The organism is Caldicoprobacter guelmensis, from assembly GCF_016908415.1.
In the GTDB taxonomy this organism is placed as follows: domain Bacteria; phylum Bacillota; class Clostridia; order Caldicoprobacterales; family Caldicoprobacteraceae; genus Caldicoprobacter; species Caldicoprobacter guelmensis.
In genome coordinates this window covers 12,914-28,089 of sequence record NZ_JAFBDW010000008.1, presented here as the reverse complement: position 1 = coordinate 28,089, position 15,176 = coordinate 12,914, and the positions used below count along the sequence as shown (strand labels likewise).

The window sequence follows — 15,176 nt, the reverse complement described above, 5'->3', positions numbered from 1 at the left end:
ACACATTTATATTGATGAATGTTTTTTTAAAATTAGGGGAAAAATGAAAAAAGAGAAGGGCAGGGAAGATGGAGCAGTGCAAGCGCTGGAAAGTAAGATAATAGACATTAAAAACCCCAATGCACTGGCGATGTTTATTGAGAGGTTTATTTTTACATTTAAGGAAACCTACAGCTCTGAAAATAGCAGCGTTATTATATTGTGCATAGGTACTGATCGATCAACAGGAGATTGCCTTGGCCCTTTGGTGGGATACAAACTAGGTTCGATGTTAAGATGGCCCAATGTGTTTATATACGGCACCCTTGAAAATCCCGTTCATGCTAAAAATTTACAAAATACAATTGATGTGATAAAATCAAATTATAGACGTCCTTTTATAATAGCCGTTGATGCATGCCTTGGCAACTACGAAAGAGTAGGGTGCATAATAGTGGATAAGGGGCCTATTGTTCCAGGAGCAGGTGTTAATAAGAAACTGCCTAAAGTCGGAGATATGTACATAATAGGTATAGTAAATGTGGGAGGTTTTGCAGAATATCTCATACTGCAGAATACGAGATTGGGGTTGGTCATGAACATGGCTGATATTATCAGTAAAGGAATGTATTTAAGCTTTTCAAAGCTGGCGGAATCATTTGCTTTGTTAAAATAAAGGGCCGTACGCACGCCTTTCTATTATTTGTACAATTTCATCGATATTCTTGTTTTTTGCATTTATTAAGATGGCGCCTGAGCGGTTATAATTGGGTTTTAGCATGGTGTACTGTTGAGACAAATAATGGTTGATGTTAAGCAATGTATTGTCGTTGTTTTCTTCAAGGTATATTACGGCATCGATGGGCAAATTGGCTTCATCATAGTATACCGTCTTATATCCCAGCATGTTTAGCTGGTTTTTAATATGCTCAAGGCCTTTTTGAATTGCTATGACTTTCATTAAAAAACACCTCCGCTAATATTTTTTCTTGTACGGAGGTGTTTTATTCTTTAGTTTTTTAAAGCTTTACGATTATTTGGTTTTAACGATGGATGATTTGTTTATAGCTCTGTTTATGGCTTCAACTTCTTCTTGGGACAAAGGATAGATAGAAGTTCCCTTTTCAATAGGTTTTGCATAGATGGAAGACGAGTTTCGGGTAAATAGCCCTGTCAGCACCACTCCATTGTTATTTTTGTCTAAAAAGGCGATTGAAAAGCTGAGGTCGCTGCCCATTTGCTCGAATGGGTTATATCTTATGATTCCTACTCTCTGTATGCAGGACTCTAGTTCTTTTTCTATATTTTTATACAGATATTCTAAATCCTGGATTTTAAGCTCGTTGTTTTTGACGCGATCAAGGTAATGCATGAGTAATGCCTCAAGATTTTTGTTGTCTACACCTCTCATCAAGCGTTTGTATTTTCTTATAATTTTTCTAGTTTTTATGGAATAAACTATTACGATTAAAAAAGCGAGTATAGCTAATCCAGCCGAAATGCCTGTGATCAAGAGATTATATTTTTCTACTATGACGTACAAATCCATATTGCTCTCTCCCTTTCAAAATATCTAGCAAAGTACGAGTATAGCGCGACTTGATACGGAAAATTGAACGGGAGTTGTTGTGATAATATCCCCGTCGCCGTTTACCGGTAGATTTTCTTTACTGAATACCTTTACTTCTTTGCATTTATAAGTCCTAACATAAGGTAAATCCAGGTATTTCCCCGAGACGAATTTCCAGAATAAAAAGGGAAATTTAAATCGTGGCACAGGCGTTATCAATATAGCATCAATGTACCCATCGTCTATCGAACCCTTTGGATTTACAAGCATTCCACCTCCATAATAGGTGCCGTTTGCAACGGCAAAAAGCAGTATTTTAGTACTAATTTTGGTATCATCAATTTCAACCACGACGTCTTTGTGTTTATAAGTGATAAACTTAAGGAACACTGACACATAGTAAGCCGCCTTCCCAGGAATCCAGCGCTTTATCTTTTGTATGTCCCGGGCTATCTCGGCATCAAAACCTACGCTGGCCACATTGAAAAAATAACCGTTGCCGTAGGAAATTGCATCTATATATTTAGGTTTGCCGTACGCAATAATGGACAATGCTTGGTCGATTTTAGAAGGAATATTAAGGCTTTTTGAAAGGTCATTCCCTGTTCCTGTAGGCAGAATGCCCATAGGGATTGATGAGCCCACCAGTCCATTTGCGACTTCCATGACGGTACCATCACCGCCCACCGCCACAACGGCGTCATATGACGAAGAACTTACATCTTTTGCCAAAGCGGTAGCGTGGCCTTTGTATTGGGTCTTTACTATTTCATATTTAAAATGGCGTTGTTTACAAAAAGATTCAATTAAAGGGACACTGTTTAGTGCCGCTCCCTTTCCTGCGATTGGATTTACAATAAACAGTAGCTCTTTCATATTTTTACTTACTCCCCTGTTTCTTAAAATATATATCTCTTTTTCCTTCGTTTTTTCCGTTTGCGTATAATATATATTAACACAATCAGTATCAAAGTACCTATAAAAATTAGCTCTATCGGAACGTTGTAGCCTAATATGCGAATATATTTAACATCATAATCTTGACCCTTAATGCTGTCTTGAGATTGATTTTGCTCATCTATAGGCTCATTTATTTCGTTCTTTTCTTCAGAGGGAGGCGGCGGGGGAGATAGTCTTTTGATCTCATCCTCTACCCATTTTATAAAAATCTCGTTGTTTGTTAAAGAAGGTTGGATCTCTTTGAGGTAGTCCAAAATTTCTTGCTCTTTTCCCATAATCTTTAACAGGTATACCTTGTCATAAATTATCTTATTGCGTATTACATTGGAAAGGGGTTCTTCAAACCCAGGGGAGGGTTCAAGCTGGTTAAATATTTCAAGGGCCATCCCTGGCTGAAAAAGTTCCATATGACACAGGGCTTTCAAATATTTCAACTCTTTGTTTAATTCAAAGGAAGGATTTGCTTCCAGAAAATTGGCAATAGACAATATAGCATCGTCATAGTCCATTTTTTCATATAAGTTTATTATATTAATTATATCTGGATTGCCCTGTAATTTTTGTTTTAAATAACTTGCCACAGCCAACTCCACAGGGTAAAAGTGAATTTGAAGGTCTTCGGCTTGCCTTAAATCTAAAAAGCGCCATACTAATCTGCCTTGTGTATCATATTCAGAGGGAGGAATAGAGGGGTTAGGCTCAAACGCATAGGGGGGATAAAAATCCAGGTCTGCTGTGATCTGTACGTAATTGAGGGGTTTATTCCAAAGGTTAAGAAGCCTTAAAGGGAAATATATGGTTCTAAGTTCAGCCTGATCATATCTGTTATTTATTGTAAAAGTAGATTTTATGACCTTAAATTGGCCAGGGGCTAATTTAACTGCAAAGGTAATCCAGTTGGGGGGCAAAAACATATCGGATATTTCTTGGTTTTGAGTGGAGCGTATTGTAATAAGCTTTTGATTTTGACCCTCAACTGACACTGCCGGCTGTTTGATGGTTACTATGTCATCATACTTAGATGGTATACCGATTGTGATGTTTGCCTCTGAGGAACTGTCATTTCTTATGACCATGGATGCATTGACGGTAGTAAAATTTGGTTCAACTCTCAAAGTTGCCTGAAATGATACTAATGTTATATCATTGCTTTGGATAGGGTATGCCCTTCTTCTGGATATTTCTACTGGTACTTGTATAGCATATACGGGAATTACAAACAGAGACATAAAAGTAAAAACCATACCCCATACTAAGAGCTTTTTTAGCACCAATTATCCCCCCTTTGTTAAGCCCTAAGGCAATGCTTTTTTAATTAGTCTAACACAACTTATCCCAATGGACAAGGATGGTTTTAGTTTGCTTGTTTTATGAATCCTTTTGCAATCAAAGCGCCTAAAAATCCTAATACAGCGGTCAATGCAAATCCTATTGACAAGCCCCACACATTGCTTACAAAACCTGTAAAAGCCGGTCCTAAAAACATTCCTATGCCATATATAGCCTGGAAAAAGCCCATGGCCGTAGCTCTTTTGGAGTCATCCACCGACTTTATGCTCAGCGCCATAAGCAAAGGATATACAAGCCCGCGGCCTATTCCTCCAAAGGCCTGTGATATGTATAACAAGTGTATGTTTTTGATAAATGGGATTGATGCACAGGCGAGAGAAATAATTATAAACCCCCCAATAATAGTTCTTTTTTCGCCATAGTGCTTTGTGAAGAAAGAGCCACTGGCAGCTGAAGAAAATACTGCAGGAAGAGCGGAGACGGTGACCAGAATTCCTAGCTGTGCATCACTGGCCCCTATGTTTTTTGCCACCACTGGAGTAAAGCCATAAGTGGTTGCAAAGGTTATAAACTGGACCAGTATTGCAAGTCCAGATACCAACAATAATTCACGATTTTTTGACACCGAAAGAAGCTGTGGAATGGTAAAGGGTTGACGATCTATATTTTTGTTTTCTACTACGAACAAGCTCAATAGTAACCCAATGAGGCCGCCTATGATCGCTACTAAAAAGGTACTGCGTGGCCCAAAGCGTTGCGCCATATAGCCTCCTATCAGCGTGGCCGATACTTGGCCTATTGTGGTAAAGGAGTTTATAATTCCGACGGCTTTAGAAGACTCTTGCTGAGCAAAATAAGTTGGGAAAAGGACTGTATATGCCACCCAGGCTGAGGCAGCTATGCCTGACAAACCACGAAAGGCCAACAATCCTAGAGGAGATGTGGAAAACCACAAGCCAGCCGCACTTATTAGGGAAATGGCAACGCCCATGATTATAAACAATTTCCGATTGCCTCTTCTATCAGAAAGGATGCCCAAGGGAATCCTTAAAAGCATTTGCGTAAAACCGTATGACCCTACGATGACACCTATCATCCTATAGGATGCTCCTAGAGATTCGGCATAAGGTGATAAGATAGGCACGTAGGAATACATTGAAAACCAATATAAGCTGGTTACAATGCAAAACAGCGGTATTCGGTAAAAATATTTGTTCATTGTTACCCCCAACAATTACATTTTAGTACTTTGTTAAGTTGGTAATTTTAATTATACCGCTAACTATACCCAAAATCTAGTAAAACATGACCAGACGGTATTTTTCTTTTTAAACCATGTGGTTGGTGGTCAACAGAATTTTTAGCCATTTAATGGGTTTCTGAGATAAAAAAAGTTTAAAACATGGTGAGGAATGTACAAGGAATTAAGTGAGCTGTGGCGAATATAATAAATTGACACCGAAAAAGGAGATGATTAGCAAATGCGATTTGCTCATATCTATGAATTGGCACAAAAGGTGAAATCAAATATACAGCGGGTAATTGTAGGGAAAGAGAATATAATAGACCTTCTGCTGATAGCTTTGATTTCTTCGGGACATGTGCTTTTAGAGGATGTGCCGGGAATGGGGAAGACCTTACTTGCCAAATGCTTGGCAAAATCACTGGATTGTACTTTTAAAAGGGTTCAGTTCACGCCTGACCTTCTGCCCAGCGATTTGAGTGGTATAAACTATTTTAATCAAAAGATCGGTGAGTTTGAATTCAGGCCTGGTCCGATTTTTACAAATATACTGCTGGCCGATGAGATAAACAGGGCCACGCCCAGAACCCAGTCCAGCCTCCTCGAATGTATGGAAGAGAGGCAGGTTACCATTGACGGGGAGACCATGAAGCTGCAGCAGCCTTTTATGGTCATTGCCACCCAAAACCCCATAGAGATTCAGGGAACATTTCCTTTGCCTGAGGCCCAATTGGATCGGTTTTTAATAAAGGTCCAGATGGGTTATCCATCTACTGCAGAGGGGATTGAAATATTGAAGAGGTTTAAAGAAAAAAATCCATTTGAAGAAATTTCCGCTGTTGTCAGTCGAGAGGAGATTATTGCTGCCCAAAGAGATTGTGTAAACGTCTATGTAAGCGATGATATTCTCAAGTACATAGTGAATATCATCGAGATGACCAGAAAACACAATGACGTGCATTTAGGTGTAAGTCCCCGCGGAAGCCAGGCTCTCCTTAGGGCATCACAGGTGTATGCAATACTTCAGGGAAGGGACTATGTCATTCCTGATGATGTAAAGGCGATGGCAAAGCCGGTGCTTAGGCATAGGATGATTTTAAGGAATGTAATTGCTGCCAAGAGCGGTCAGCAAGATGAAATCATTGAGCAAATATTGCGGCAGGTTCCAGTGCCTACTGAAGAGCAACTATGGAAGAGAGAAGGGTAAACCATGTCTATCCAATGGTTTATATTTACAACTCTTGTTGTTGTGGTGATACAGGGATTGATTTTCAGAAGGTGGGGGCTTAAGAACGTCAAATATCATCGGTATTTCAGTGTGCCGGCTGTGTTTGAGGGACAAGAGGTGGAAATGATTGAGGTTATATCCAATGAAAAGCTCTTGCCTGTCCCGTGGCTCCGGATAGAATCTAAAATCAGTGCCAATCTAAAGTTTCAAAAACAGTTTAATCTGGATATCCAGCATCAACAGTTTCACAGGAGTATATTTAGTTTAATGCCGTATACCCGAATCATTAGAAGACATAAAGTTAGGTGCTTGAAAAGAGGATGTTATTATCTCAATTCGGTTACCATGACTTGTGGTGACTTGTTTGGTTTCCAGGAAGTGTCGAAAGAATTTCAACTATCAGTACAGTTATTGGTATATCCCAAGCCCTTGCGCATGGAGGAAATTTCTCTGCCGTCTCACAGCTGGCAGGGAGATGTGACCGTTAAGCGTTGGATAGTAGAAGACCCTTTTATGGTAGCAGGGGTGAGGGATTATGCATATGGTGATCCTTTAAACCGGATCAATTGGAAAGCTACTGCTCGTACAGGCAAGATAAAGGTTAACAAGCTAGATTTTACTGCAAATCCGAAATTGATGATATATTTAAATGTTGATATTTCCGATGATATGTGGAGTGCTGTTACTGAACCTGAAAGGATTGAAAAGGGTATATCCTACGCAGCTTCGATTGCGTACCATGTTATTTCCCGGGGAATAGAGGTAGGATTTGGGAGCAATGGATACCTTATAGATAAGCCAGGCGAACCTGTGCGCATTGAGCCAAGATGCAGTATGGAACATCTTACTTTAATTTACGAAGTCCTGGCGAAACTTATCATCGCAAGGAGTGTAACATTCTTTACATTTTTGGAACAAGACCTGGCATCTGGGATAACTGGGATGGATTTTCTCATTATCACTTCTTATATAAGTCCCAGAATGGAGAACCAGATAAAGAAATTGGAAGAGTACGGCAATACGGTAAGGTTCTTATGGTTGCATCCCCAAGAGGATATAAGGAGTGTAGGTCATGAGAAATCGAATATTGATGCTTATTAAACGAATTATACAGGCGGTAATAGAGCTAATTGCCTTTTTTCCTCTTATTTTGATGTTAGCAGTTTTTACCATTCCTGAACCTCTGGCGTTTGGGTGGGCGGCCTTTTTGGCGGTGTGTTATATTATAGGAATCCTTTTGAGGTCTATTTTAAGAAAGAAGCCCAGGATTACGGCTGTACTGCCAGGTATTATCATTACATTTTTGGTAGCATATGTCGCTTTTAGAGGGGGCCTTTTGCTGTGGGGTTCCTATATCCTAGGGAGTATACTGCTTTTCAGAGGCGTATTCCTTGTTGAGCGCGGATGGGAGGGGGTTTTCCCCCCTGTTGCCCTATGGGTGGGAATACTGATTTATTTTATATCATACTTCTTTTTTAAGCATTCAACGGTGCTCATGTCCTATGCAGACTTAATTGAGTGGATGGGCTTTGTCTATATCGGTATAAGCCTTATCGTGTTTAATGTGCAGCAGCTTAAAACTGCAACGTTGTCTAAAGAAGACGAGCCTTCACTACCTGTGACGGTTTTAATCCACAATCGATTGTTAATTGTCATTACTTTTTTAGTGATAATCATTTTGACAAACCTTAATCGTTTTAAACAGGTGGTTTTGTGGTTGGTTAATTCCATAATGCTGTTGATCCTCAAGGTTATATTATTTTTAAGCAATCTTGTGCCTATGGATGATTTAGGAGGAGAAGTGCCGCCTGATAAAGGGATGTTGGATATGCTCCCTGAGGCAGAGCCTAGGGCTCCAAATATCTTTGACTACCTATTTGAGATTTTGGCTTATGTGTTAGCGATAGCCTTTGTAGTTGCGTTGGTGGTTGCGCTTGTCATAATGTTGTATAGAATAACAAAGAGGCTCATTAAGCTATTGGTAGAGTTAATAAAGCAGGACGACTGGATAGAGGCTGATGCCGGATATGTAGATGTAAAAGAAAAGGTAACGGACATTAAAACCTTGAGCAAGGAATATGTCAATAGGTGGAAAGATTGGTTGGCCTCTTTGATTAAGAAGGAACCTCGCTGGGAAGACTTATCTGATGTTGTCGAGAAGGTACGGTATCTTTATAGGCGGTTTTTGATTAGTTGCATGGACCTGGGATATCATCCCAAAGATTATATGACACCCAATGAGATAAAAGAGGATTTAAAAGGGTGGGACGAGGCAAAGGGGCGTCAGGCTGAGGTGTTGGTTCCGCTATACAACCTTGTGAAATACGGCAATAGTGCTGGTCAGCTCATTGACCAAGATAAACTCAACGATCTGGCAAAAATGATAGATAACCGCTTTGGTGGTTAATATTTTAACACGATTTATCGCAATTTTGGCATGGGGAATTGGGAGAAGTTGGATGACAAGGATTTACGTGCACCATGACGTCTTTTACATCTTCAATCTTTGATGTTACAGCGTTTTTTACTTCATCGGCGATGTTATGGCCATCGAGCACACTCATATGGCGATCAACGACTATGTCTACATCTACGTATATCATATTGCCATGCCTACGTGTCTTTAAAAGGTCTATCCCTTTCACCTTGGGGACTGAAAGTATAATTTGGCGTATGGCTTCCACTTTTTCTTGAGAAGCTGAGGAGTCCATCAGTTCCGAAATGGACCTTGCATATATCTCGTATGCCATCTTCAGAATTAGCATGGTACCCACTAGGGCTGCTATTGGGTCGGCGACAGCATAGCCTAACCTAGCTGCACCAATACCTATTAGGGTTATTATAGAGGTCAAGGCATCCGACCGGTAATGCCAGGCATTGGCTTTAAGCGCTGTACTGTTTATCTTTTTAGCGGTTAAGATGGTGTATTGAAACAGAGTTTCCTTGATGATTATGGTTAAGATGGCGGCGTAAAGGGCAAGCGCACCGGGGGGTTCTACGTCGCCTGTAATGAGATGTTGTACTGCTTTCCAGCCAATTGCCAGGCCTGCTATCAGCAAGAATCCTGCAACGAATTTTGCTGATATAGCTTCAGCCTTTTCATGTCCATACGGGTGCTCAGGGTCAGCTGGTTTGGTTGCTATTTTCAATCCCAGAGCTACAATGATAGTAGTCAATATATCTGAAGCCGATTCAACGGCATCGGCTATCATGGCGGTGCTATGGGCTATAAAGCCTGCTAATAACTTTATCAGCGTTAAAAGGATGTTGGTAATAATACCTACTTTATTGGCTTTTTGGCCTTCATCGTATCGAATGTTTTCCATGATCAAAACTCCTTCCATTTTCAATTAAGAACGAAATTACTATTATATTATTCCATTTTACCGATAAATGCAACATAAAATCTTGAAAAATCAATAAAAATTATTTTAATACCCAATAAAAGATAATGCCCCTCATTATCAATTGAGAATAATTATTGAACTTACGCGTTTTCAAGAAGTGAGGTACGAAGCGTAAAAATATGGTAAAATAATTTTTGTATAAAGAAGCTTTTTGAGTTAAAGAGTGGTGCTATAATGAAGATTTACAAAGTAAAGAGGTATTGCGGAATGCATAGTAAGAAGATATATTTATGATGGGAGTGTAGATGCTATGAAGCCTTTGATAGGCATTACCTGTGATTACGACATTGCAGCTGACAGATTACGGTTACATAACGATTACTGTCAGGCCATATATGCGGCTGGCGGAATGCCTGTAATGCTGCCTTATGTTGATATTGAAGATCTTTGTTTTTTGGCATCGAGGCTGGATGGCATCATGTTTACAGGAGGTGGAGATGTAGATCCTCATTATTTCGGTGAGCTTCCTCATTATGCTTTAGGGCAGGTAAATCCGGTCCGTGATGAAGCTGAGATAAGGCTTTGTGCATGGGCTATGTCTAATGATAAGCCCGTACTGGGTATATGTCGGGGTATTCAGGTAATGAACGTTGCAATGGGTGGGACGCTTTATCAGGATATAGTTGCTCAGATGAAGTGCGAAATTGTCGTAAACCACCGCCAGACAGCACCTGGATGGCAACCCTGTCATGGAGTCAGGCTTGAAGTCGATTCTATTATAAGCCGTATAATGGGGCACCAGAACATACGGGTAAACAGTTTTCATCATCAGGCTGTAAAAGAAGTAGCCCCTCCTTTTTATGTTGCCGGCCGAAGCGATGACGGAGTGATTGAGGTCATCGAATCCAAAGAACATACCTTTGCGGTAGGGGTCCAGTGGCATCCAGAGAGGATGTATAAGTATCACAAGAACATGTTGATGTTGTTTAAGGCTTTTGTAGAGGCATGCAGGAAGAGTAAATAAAAGAAGTTTTTGAGTCAAAGGAGGGCTTAATATTATGTATGATTTTTTGATCAGCGTTGGTACCAAACTAAATAGCTGGGTTGAGGGATTTAAACTTCAGAATTATCAGCATGTGGCATTTGTAATTTTAAAAATATCGGCCATATTATTTTTGGCGGTTATTGTGTATAAGGTAGGAAGAATTTTAATAGATAGATTTTTCAATGCACAGATTCAGATGAAAATTGGCATAGATGTAAGAAAGATAAATACCCTACGCGCTTTGTCTCATAGCGTATTGAAATATACTGTATATTTTGTGGCAGGCCTTACTCTTTTGGGTCAATTTGTGGATACCACTTCCATTTTAGCCACGGCCGGCATAGGCGGACTGGCTATAGGTTTTGGAGCGCAGAGTTTGGTGAAGGATGTGATTAACGGATTTTTTATATTGTTTGAGGACCAGTACGCGGTGGGGGATTTTGTTACCATAGGCGATACGACGGGTACGGTAGAGGAGATAGGGTTAAGAATTACAAAGATACGAGGTTTCAAAGGTGATTTAACCATTATCCCTAATGGACAGATACAAAAAGTGGTAAATTATACAAGGGGTAATATGTTGGCAGTGGTGGATATAAACGTGCCCTATGAAACTGATATTGATAAGGCAATTGGGCTCATACAGGATGTGGCAAATAAATACGCCCAAGAAAACAAGAACATAGTTGAACAACCACAGGTTTTAGGGGTTATGGATATGGGTGATTCCCAGATAACCATTCGTGCTGTGGTTCGTACTCTCCCATTAAAACATTGGGAAGTGGAACGGGAGTTGAAAAAGCGAATCAAAGAGGCTTTTGATGAAAATGATGTAGGGGTGCCTTATCCTCGCAGGGTTATAATTCAGTCCGAAAAGGAGGAAAAATGATGCCAAATCAGTATTCGGTAGGTGATATTGTTCAGACCCGAAAACAACACCCTTGCGGCAATGACCAGTGGGAAGTAATACGTGTAGGTGCTGATTTTAAGATAAAATGTTTAAAGTGCGGCAGGATAGTTATGATGGACAGGGAAAGGTTTGAAAAGAGGGTTAAAAAAGTGATAAATAAAAAAGAGGAAAAATAAAAAAGGGGGTTACTCTTTTGAACCTCCTTTTTTTAGTGTGTTGAACATTTGGGAATAGTAAAGCTCTAGCAACTTGTCCAGCTTTTGGCTGTGTTTGACTACCGATTCGCTACACAGCTTTGGGTTTTTTGATATTACATTGTGAAGTTCTTGGCGCAACGTATTTATTTCTGTTATCAATTCCATAAGATCCTCACTCTTTCTTTATCAAGGGTCAACGAATCGAATTTTATCTTAAAAATACGATAAGGTCAAGATGTAAAACAGCATTATTTACAAAGTTTTAACAAAAAATTAATGAGCTTTTTCGCCTTTAAATGACATAACGTATCGTTTATTTTGTCGCAAGAATGAAAATTTTGAAAAATTTACGGCTTCAAAAAAGGAGTTTCAGGAATAGGGATGGCGGTTATACTTAATATAAAATTATCCCCTTGAAGTAGGATTTAAATGTTAATGTATTGGGGTGAAAACATGAATTGTTTGCTGGTCATATTTGGTGGTACAGGTGATTTGGCTCATCGGAAGCTTTATCCAGCTGTTTATAATTTGTTTGTATCGGGACAGTTGCCCCAGCGTTTTGCCGTGGTTTCGGTGGGGCGCAGGGAGAAAACCGATGAGGAGTTCAGGCAAGATGCTATTGAGGCCATAAAGAGGTTTTCAAGGCCCAACAGTGGCACGGATGAAGATTTAATTGCCGTTGTATCCAGGTTTTATTACCATAAACTGGATATAACGGATACTAATGGATATATGAGTTTAAAAGAGTTTTTGATTAAGCTGGATAAACTTTATGGAACCCAGGGCAACAGGTTGTATTATCTGGCAGTGGCGCCTGAACATTTTAAAGTGATAGTTCACAACCTCAAAGCTGCCGATATGGTGATAAATGATGGGTTGAGCTGGCAGCGGCTGGTCATAGAGAAGCCTTTTGGAAGCGATTTAAACTCTGCAATGGCTTTGAACAATGTCATAACAGGCGTATTTAGTGAAAAACATATATACAGGATAGACCATTATTTGGGTAAAGAAATGCTTCAGAACATTATGGCCATACGCTTTGCCAATGCCTTGTTTGAGCCGTTGTGGAATAATAAATATATAGACCACATACAAATTATATCCAGCGAGACAGTGGGTGTTGAGAATAGAGGACCTTATTATGAAAAAGCAGGAGCACTGAGGGATATGATACAAAATCACATGCTCCAGCTTTTGATGCTGATTGCCATGGAACCTCCTGCAAAGCTGGATACTGAATCCATAAGGGATGAAAAAGTCAAGGTGCTAAAATCGTTGTCGGAGATGACTCCTGCAAAGGTGTATCGAGATGTGGTGAGAGGGCAGTACGGCAGAGGTTATATAGACGGGAAACCTGTTGTAGGTTATAGAGAGGAGAGCAGGGTGTCGCCTTTTTCCAATACCGAAACTTTTGTGGCCATGAAGGTTGAGGTTGAGAATTTCAGATGGGGTGGTGTGCCATTTTACCTGCTGACCGGCAAGAGATTGCCAGAGAGATTTACAGAGGTAGTAATACAGTTTATATCACTGCCCGAAGTACTCTATTTTAAAGAGCTGAAGGGGCTTAAACCCAACACCCTTTTAATACGCATTCAACCTCGTGAAGGAGTTGAACTGTATTTTAACGCTAAAAAACCTGGAGTTAAAAACGAGATAATACAGGTAGGAATGGATTTCTGCCAGAACTGTGCTGTCGATGCTATCTCCCCTGATGCATATGAGCGGCTTTTGTTGGATGCCATGAAAGGTGATTCTGCGCTTTTTACGCGTTGGGATGAGGTGGAATATGCCTGGCGGTTTGTGGATAATATTGCAAAAGTGTGGGCAGAGGAAGAGCCTGATTTTCCAAACTATCCGGCTGGGACATGGGGCCCTCCTGCAGCTAAGGAGCTGATAGAAAGGGATGGGAGAAGGTGGAGGATGATGGAATAGGATAGTATATTTGAGTAAAATAAAATTTTATTCAAACTCCTATTGACAAATAAACTTTCATTCCATTATAATAAGAATTGTCAAGAATACGTTTACACAAAGTGCTTATAAAAGTATTTACTGTGTGGGTGCAAATATGGCTGATGTTACTATAAAGGATGTTGCTAAGCGAGCAGGGGTTTCTATAGCTACAGTTTCACGGGTAATAAATAATAATTATTATGTGAGTCCGGAGATCAAAGAAAAGGTTCTACGGGCTATAGAAGAGTTAAATTATTATCCAAATTCTGTAGCTAGAAGTTTAAAAAATGACTCAACAACTCATACCATAGGCTTTGTAGTATCCGATATCTCCAATAATTATTTTACCATTATGGCAAAGGCGGTAGAAGAAGTTGTACATAAAGAGGGTTACAGTCTTATAGTATGTAGTACCAATGATATAAAGAGAAGGGAACTTGTATATCTTAAACTATTAGTAAGTAAAAAAGTAGATGGGTTAATTCTTAACACGACAGGAGAAAATGATGATTTTATAGCGAAGTTGAGTGACAGATTACCCATAGTATTAGTTAATAGAAGAATATACAATCAAGATTTCAAAGGAGATTTTATAGATAGCGATAACATAGAAGGTGCATATAAATTGGTGACTTATCTGTTATCTATGGGGCACAGAAGGATTGGAGTTATAAATGGTACACTAAGCGTTAGTACTGGTAAGGAAAGATTTAAAGGATTTGAAAGGGCAATGTCGGAAATTGGAGTATGTGTGGATGAAAATTATCCTTATAGATATGATGGAGATTTTACGATAGAATCTGGTTATCAAGGGGCGGCTAAGATGGTTAGCATGCCCGAAAAGCCCTCAGCAATAGTAGTAATGAACAATGTTATGGCTATAGGGGCTTTGAAATATTTTAGAGCTAACAATATAAGGGTGCCAGAGGATGTATCTATCGTAGCTTATGGCAATATCGATAATTCGGATTTATTATACGTACAACCCACTATAGTTACATTGGATCCTTGGTCCATAGGCAATAAAGCAGGAGAAATGATTTTGGAACGTATAAGAAATAAAAAGATTGGAAGTAGGGAAGTTATATTTGTGCCTCAACTTATAGAAGGGAATAGCGTCAAAAAGGTATAACTTCTCAAAAAAATATAAATGTATAGCTTAAGTAATCGTTTACTAAACAAACGTGTTATTTACATAAACAATTTAGATAAACTAAATAACAGAGATCACTAACTAATATATTAACCCCATTAAAATATTAGTTAAAGTAAAGTAATGATTGAAAATTAAAAATTTAAAATATACAGTAAACGTTACCAAAGGAGTGGAAAAATGGGGTATTTCCAAGCAAAAGAAAATTGTCTGATATTGAAATACGATGAAGAAAGGATGCAGATAATGGGGGCCTAAGAGTTTGAGGTTTCGATGTATAAAACGATCTTTTATTCTCTTT

16 protein-coding genes are annotated in these 15,176 nt (G+C 39.3%); 9 read left to right on the top strand and 7 right to left on the bottom strand.

The genetic code is table 11. The features are described 5' to 3' along the window. Window positions 1-43: 43 nt before the first annotated feature. Window positions 44-655 (top strand): spore protease YyaC, encoded by a 612-nt coding sequence (gene yyaC, locus JOD02_RS10380; RefSeq protein WP_204489327.1) that lies wholly within the window; start codon window positions 44-46, stop codon window positions 653-655. On the opposite strand, the gene JOD02_RS10375 is transcribed toward yyaC, so the two are convergent. The 5 genes from JOD02_RS10375 to JOD02_RS10355 all read right to left on the bottom strand — a co-directional run bounded on the left by JOD02_RS10375 (window position 647) and on the right by JOD02_RS10355 (window position 5,018). Further along, window positions 647-940, bottom strand: coding sequence for a YkuS family protein (locus tag JOD02_RS10375; protein ID WP_204489325.1), 294 nt, complete (start codon window positions 938-940; stop codon window positions 647-649). The two genes, yyaC and JOD02_RS10375, sit on opposite strands and share 9 nt — an antisense overlap. Before the next feature lie 72 nt (window positions 941-1,012). Beyond that, window positions 1,013-1,528 carry a DUF4446 family protein gene (locus JOD02_RS10370; RefSeq protein WP_204489324.1) on the bottom strand — a complete coding sequence of 172 codons (516 nt, stop codon included), beginning with the start codon at window positions 1,526-1,528 and terminating at the stop codon, window positions 1,013-1,015. 24 nt (window positions 1,529-1,552) lie between these two features. Continuing rightward, a complete protein-coding gene (locus tag JOD02_RS10365; RefSeq protein WP_204489322.1) occupies window positions 1,553-2,425 on the bottom strand; it encodes a diacylglycerol/lipid kinase family protein in 873 nt (290 codons plus the stop codon). 23 nt (window positions 2,426-2,448) lie between these two features. Next, window positions 2,449-3,780, bottom strand: coding sequence for a hypothetical protein (locus tag JOD02_RS10360; protein WP_204489320.1), 1,332 nt, complete (start codon window positions 3,778-3,780; stop codon window positions 2,449-2,451). 83 nt (window positions 3,781-3,863) lie between these two features. Beyond that, window positions 3,864-5,018 carry an MFS transporter gene (locus JOD02_RS10355; RefSeq protein ID WP_204489319.1) on the bottom strand — a complete coding sequence of 385 codons (1,155 nt, stop codon included), beginning with the start codon at window positions 5,016-5,018 and terminating at the stop codon, window positions 3,864-3,866. A 262-nt stretch (window positions 5,019-5,280) separates the two neighbouring features. Here JOD02_RS10355 and JOD02_RS10350 point away from each other — a divergent pair, with 262 nt between their 5' ends. Genes JOD02_RS10350 through JOD02_RS10340 form a run of 3 tightly spaced genes read left to right on the top strand, consistent with a single transcriptional unit; the run spans window position 5,281 to window position 8,677 of the window. After that, window positions 5,281-6,249: an AAA family ATPase gene (locus JOD02_RS10350; RefSeq protein ID WP_204489317.1), complete on the top strand. Its 969-nt coding sequence runs from the start codon at window positions 5,281-5,283 to the stop codon at window positions 6,247-6,249. A 3-nt stretch (window positions 6,250-6,252) separates the two neighbouring features. Further along, complete coding sequence (locus JOD02_RS10345; RefSeq protein ID WP_204489315.1) at window positions 6,253-7,371, top strand: DUF58 domain-containing protein; 1,119 nt, start codon at window positions 6,253-6,255, stop codon at window positions 7,369-7,371. After that, window positions 7,343-8,677: a hypothetical protein gene (locus JOD02_RS10340; protein WP_204489314.1), complete on the top strand. Its 1,335-nt coding sequence runs from the start codon at window positions 7,343-7,345 to the stop codon at window positions 8,675-8,677. The genes JOD02_RS10345 and JOD02_RS10340 overlap by 29 nt, the downstream gene beginning before the upstream one ends. 4 nt (window positions 8,678-8,681) lie before the next feature. Here the strand turns inward: JOD02_RS10340 and JOD02_RS10335 are convergent, their stop codons facing one another. Beyond that, on the bottom strand, window positions 8,682-9,596 hold the full coding sequence (locus JOD02_RS10335; RefSeq protein ID WP_204489312.1) for a cation diffusion facilitator family transporter: 915 nt from the start codon (window positions 9,594-9,596) through the stop codon (window positions 8,682-8,684). A gap of 331 nt (window positions 9,597-9,927) precedes the next feature. On the opposite strand from JOD02_RS10335, the gene JOD02_RS10330 reads away from it, so the two are divergent. The 3 genes from JOD02_RS10330 to JOD02_RS10320 are packed head-to-tail and all read left to right on the top strand — an operon-like array spanning window position 9,928 to window position 11,748. Further along, window positions 9,928-10,641: a gamma-glutamyl-gamma-aminobutyrate hydrolase family protein gene (locus JOD02_RS10330; protein ID WP_204489311.1), complete on the top strand. Its 714-nt coding sequence runs from the start codon at window positions 9,928-9,930 to the stop codon at window positions 10,639-10,641. Between the two features lie 34 nt (window positions 10,642-10,675). Then, window positions 10,676-11,551: a mechanosensitive ion channel family protein gene (locus tag JOD02_RS10325; protein ID WP_204489309.1), complete on the top strand. Its 876-nt coding sequence runs from the start codon at window positions 10,676-10,678 to the stop codon at window positions 11,549-11,551. Then, entirely contained in the window at window positions 11,551-11,748 is a 198-nt protein-coding gene (locus JOD02_RS10320) for a DUF951 domain-containing protein (RefSeq protein WP_204489307.1), read from the top strand. Before JOD02_RS10325 ends, JOD02_RS10320 begins: the two co-directional genes overlap by 1 nt. 9 nt (window positions 11,749-11,757) lie before the next feature. On the opposite strand, the gene JOD02_RS10315 is transcribed toward JOD02_RS10320, so the two are convergent. After that, complete coding sequence (locus JOD02_RS10315) at window positions 11,758-11,934, bottom strand: aspartyl-phosphate phosphatase Spo0E family protein (RefSeq protein WP_204489306.1); 177 nt, start codon at window positions 11,932-11,934, stop codon at window positions 11,758-11,760. A gap of 288 nt (window positions 11,935-12,222) precedes the next feature. Between JOD02_RS10315 and zwf the strand changes: the two genes are divergently transcribed. Then, window positions 12,223-13,701 (top strand): glucose-6-phosphate dehydrogenase, encoded by a 1,479-nt coding sequence (gene zwf, locus JOD02_RS10310; RefSeq protein ID WP_243426505.1) that lies wholly within the window; start codon window positions 12,223-12,225, stop codon window positions 13,699-13,701. A gap of 136 nt (window positions 13,702-13,837) precedes the next feature. Then, window positions 13,838-14,854 (top strand): LacI family DNA-binding transcriptional regulator, encoded by a 1,017-nt coding sequence (locus JOD02_RS10305; RefSeq protein ID WP_204489303.1) that lies wholly within the window; start codon window positions 13,838-13,840, stop codon window positions 14,852-14,854. Window positions 14,855-15,176: the final 322 nt, after the last annotated feature.

Bases quoted from the DNA above. Each gene is read 5' to 3' on its own strand.
- yyaC (WP_204489327.1), top strand. From the start codon at position 44: ATGAAAAAAGAGAAGGGCAGGGAAGATGGAGCAGTGCAAGCGCTGGAA.
- JOD02_RS10375 (WP_204489325.1), bottom strand. From the start codon at position 940: ATGAAAGTCATAGCAATTCAAAAAGGCCTTGAGCATATTAAAAACCAG.
- JOD02_RS10370 (WP_204489324.1), bottom strand. From the start codon at position 1,528: ATGGATTTGTACGTCATAGTAGAAAAATATAATCTCTTGATCACAGGC.
- JOD02_RS10365 (WP_204489322.1), bottom strand. From the start codon at position 2,425: ATGAAAGAGCTACTGTTTATTGTAAATCCAATCGCAGGAAAGGGAGCG.
- JOD02_RS10355 (WP_204489319.1), bottom strand. From the start codon at position 5,018: ATGAACAAATATTTTTACCGAATACCGCTGTTTTGCATTGTAACCAGC.
- JOD02_RS10350 (WP_204489317.1), top strand. From the start codon at position 5,281: ATGCGATTTGCTCATATCTATGAATTGGCACAAAAGGTGAAATCAAAT.
- JOD02_RS10345 (WP_204489315.1), top strand. From the start codon at position 6,253: ATGTCTATCCAATGGTTTATATTTACAACTCTTGTTGTTGTGGTGATA.
- JOD02_RS10340 (WP_204489314.1), top strand. From the start codon at position 7,343: ATGAGAAATCGAATATTGATGCTTATTAAACGAATTATACAGGCGGTA.
- JOD02_RS10335 (WP_204489312.1), bottom strand. From the start codon at position 9,596: ATGGAAAACATTCGATACGATGAAGGCCAAAAAGCCAATAAAGTAGGT.
- JOD02_RS10330 (WP_204489311.1), top strand. From the start codon at position 9,928: ATGAAGCCTTTGATAGGCATTACCTGTGATTACGACATTGCAGCTGAC.
- JOD02_RS10325 (WP_204489309.1), top strand. From the start codon at position 10,676: ATGTATGATTTTTTGATCAGCGTTGGTACCAAACTAAATAGCTGGGTT.
- JOD02_RS10320 (WP_204489307.1), top strand. From the start codon at position 11,551: ATGCCAAATCAGTATTCGGTAGGTGATATTGTTCAGACCCGAAAACAA.
- JOD02_RS10315 (WP_204489306.1), bottom strand. From the start codon at position 11,934: ATGGAATTGATAACAGAAATAAATACGTTGCGCCAAGAACTTCACAAT.
- zwf (WP_243426505.1), top strand. From the start codon at position 12,223: ATGAATTGTTTGCTGGTCATATTTGGTGGTACAGGTGATTTGGCTCAT.
- JOD02_RS10305 (WP_204489303.1), top strand. From the start codon at position 13,838: ATGGCTGATGTTACTATAAAGGATGTTGCTAAGCGAGCAGGGGTTTCT.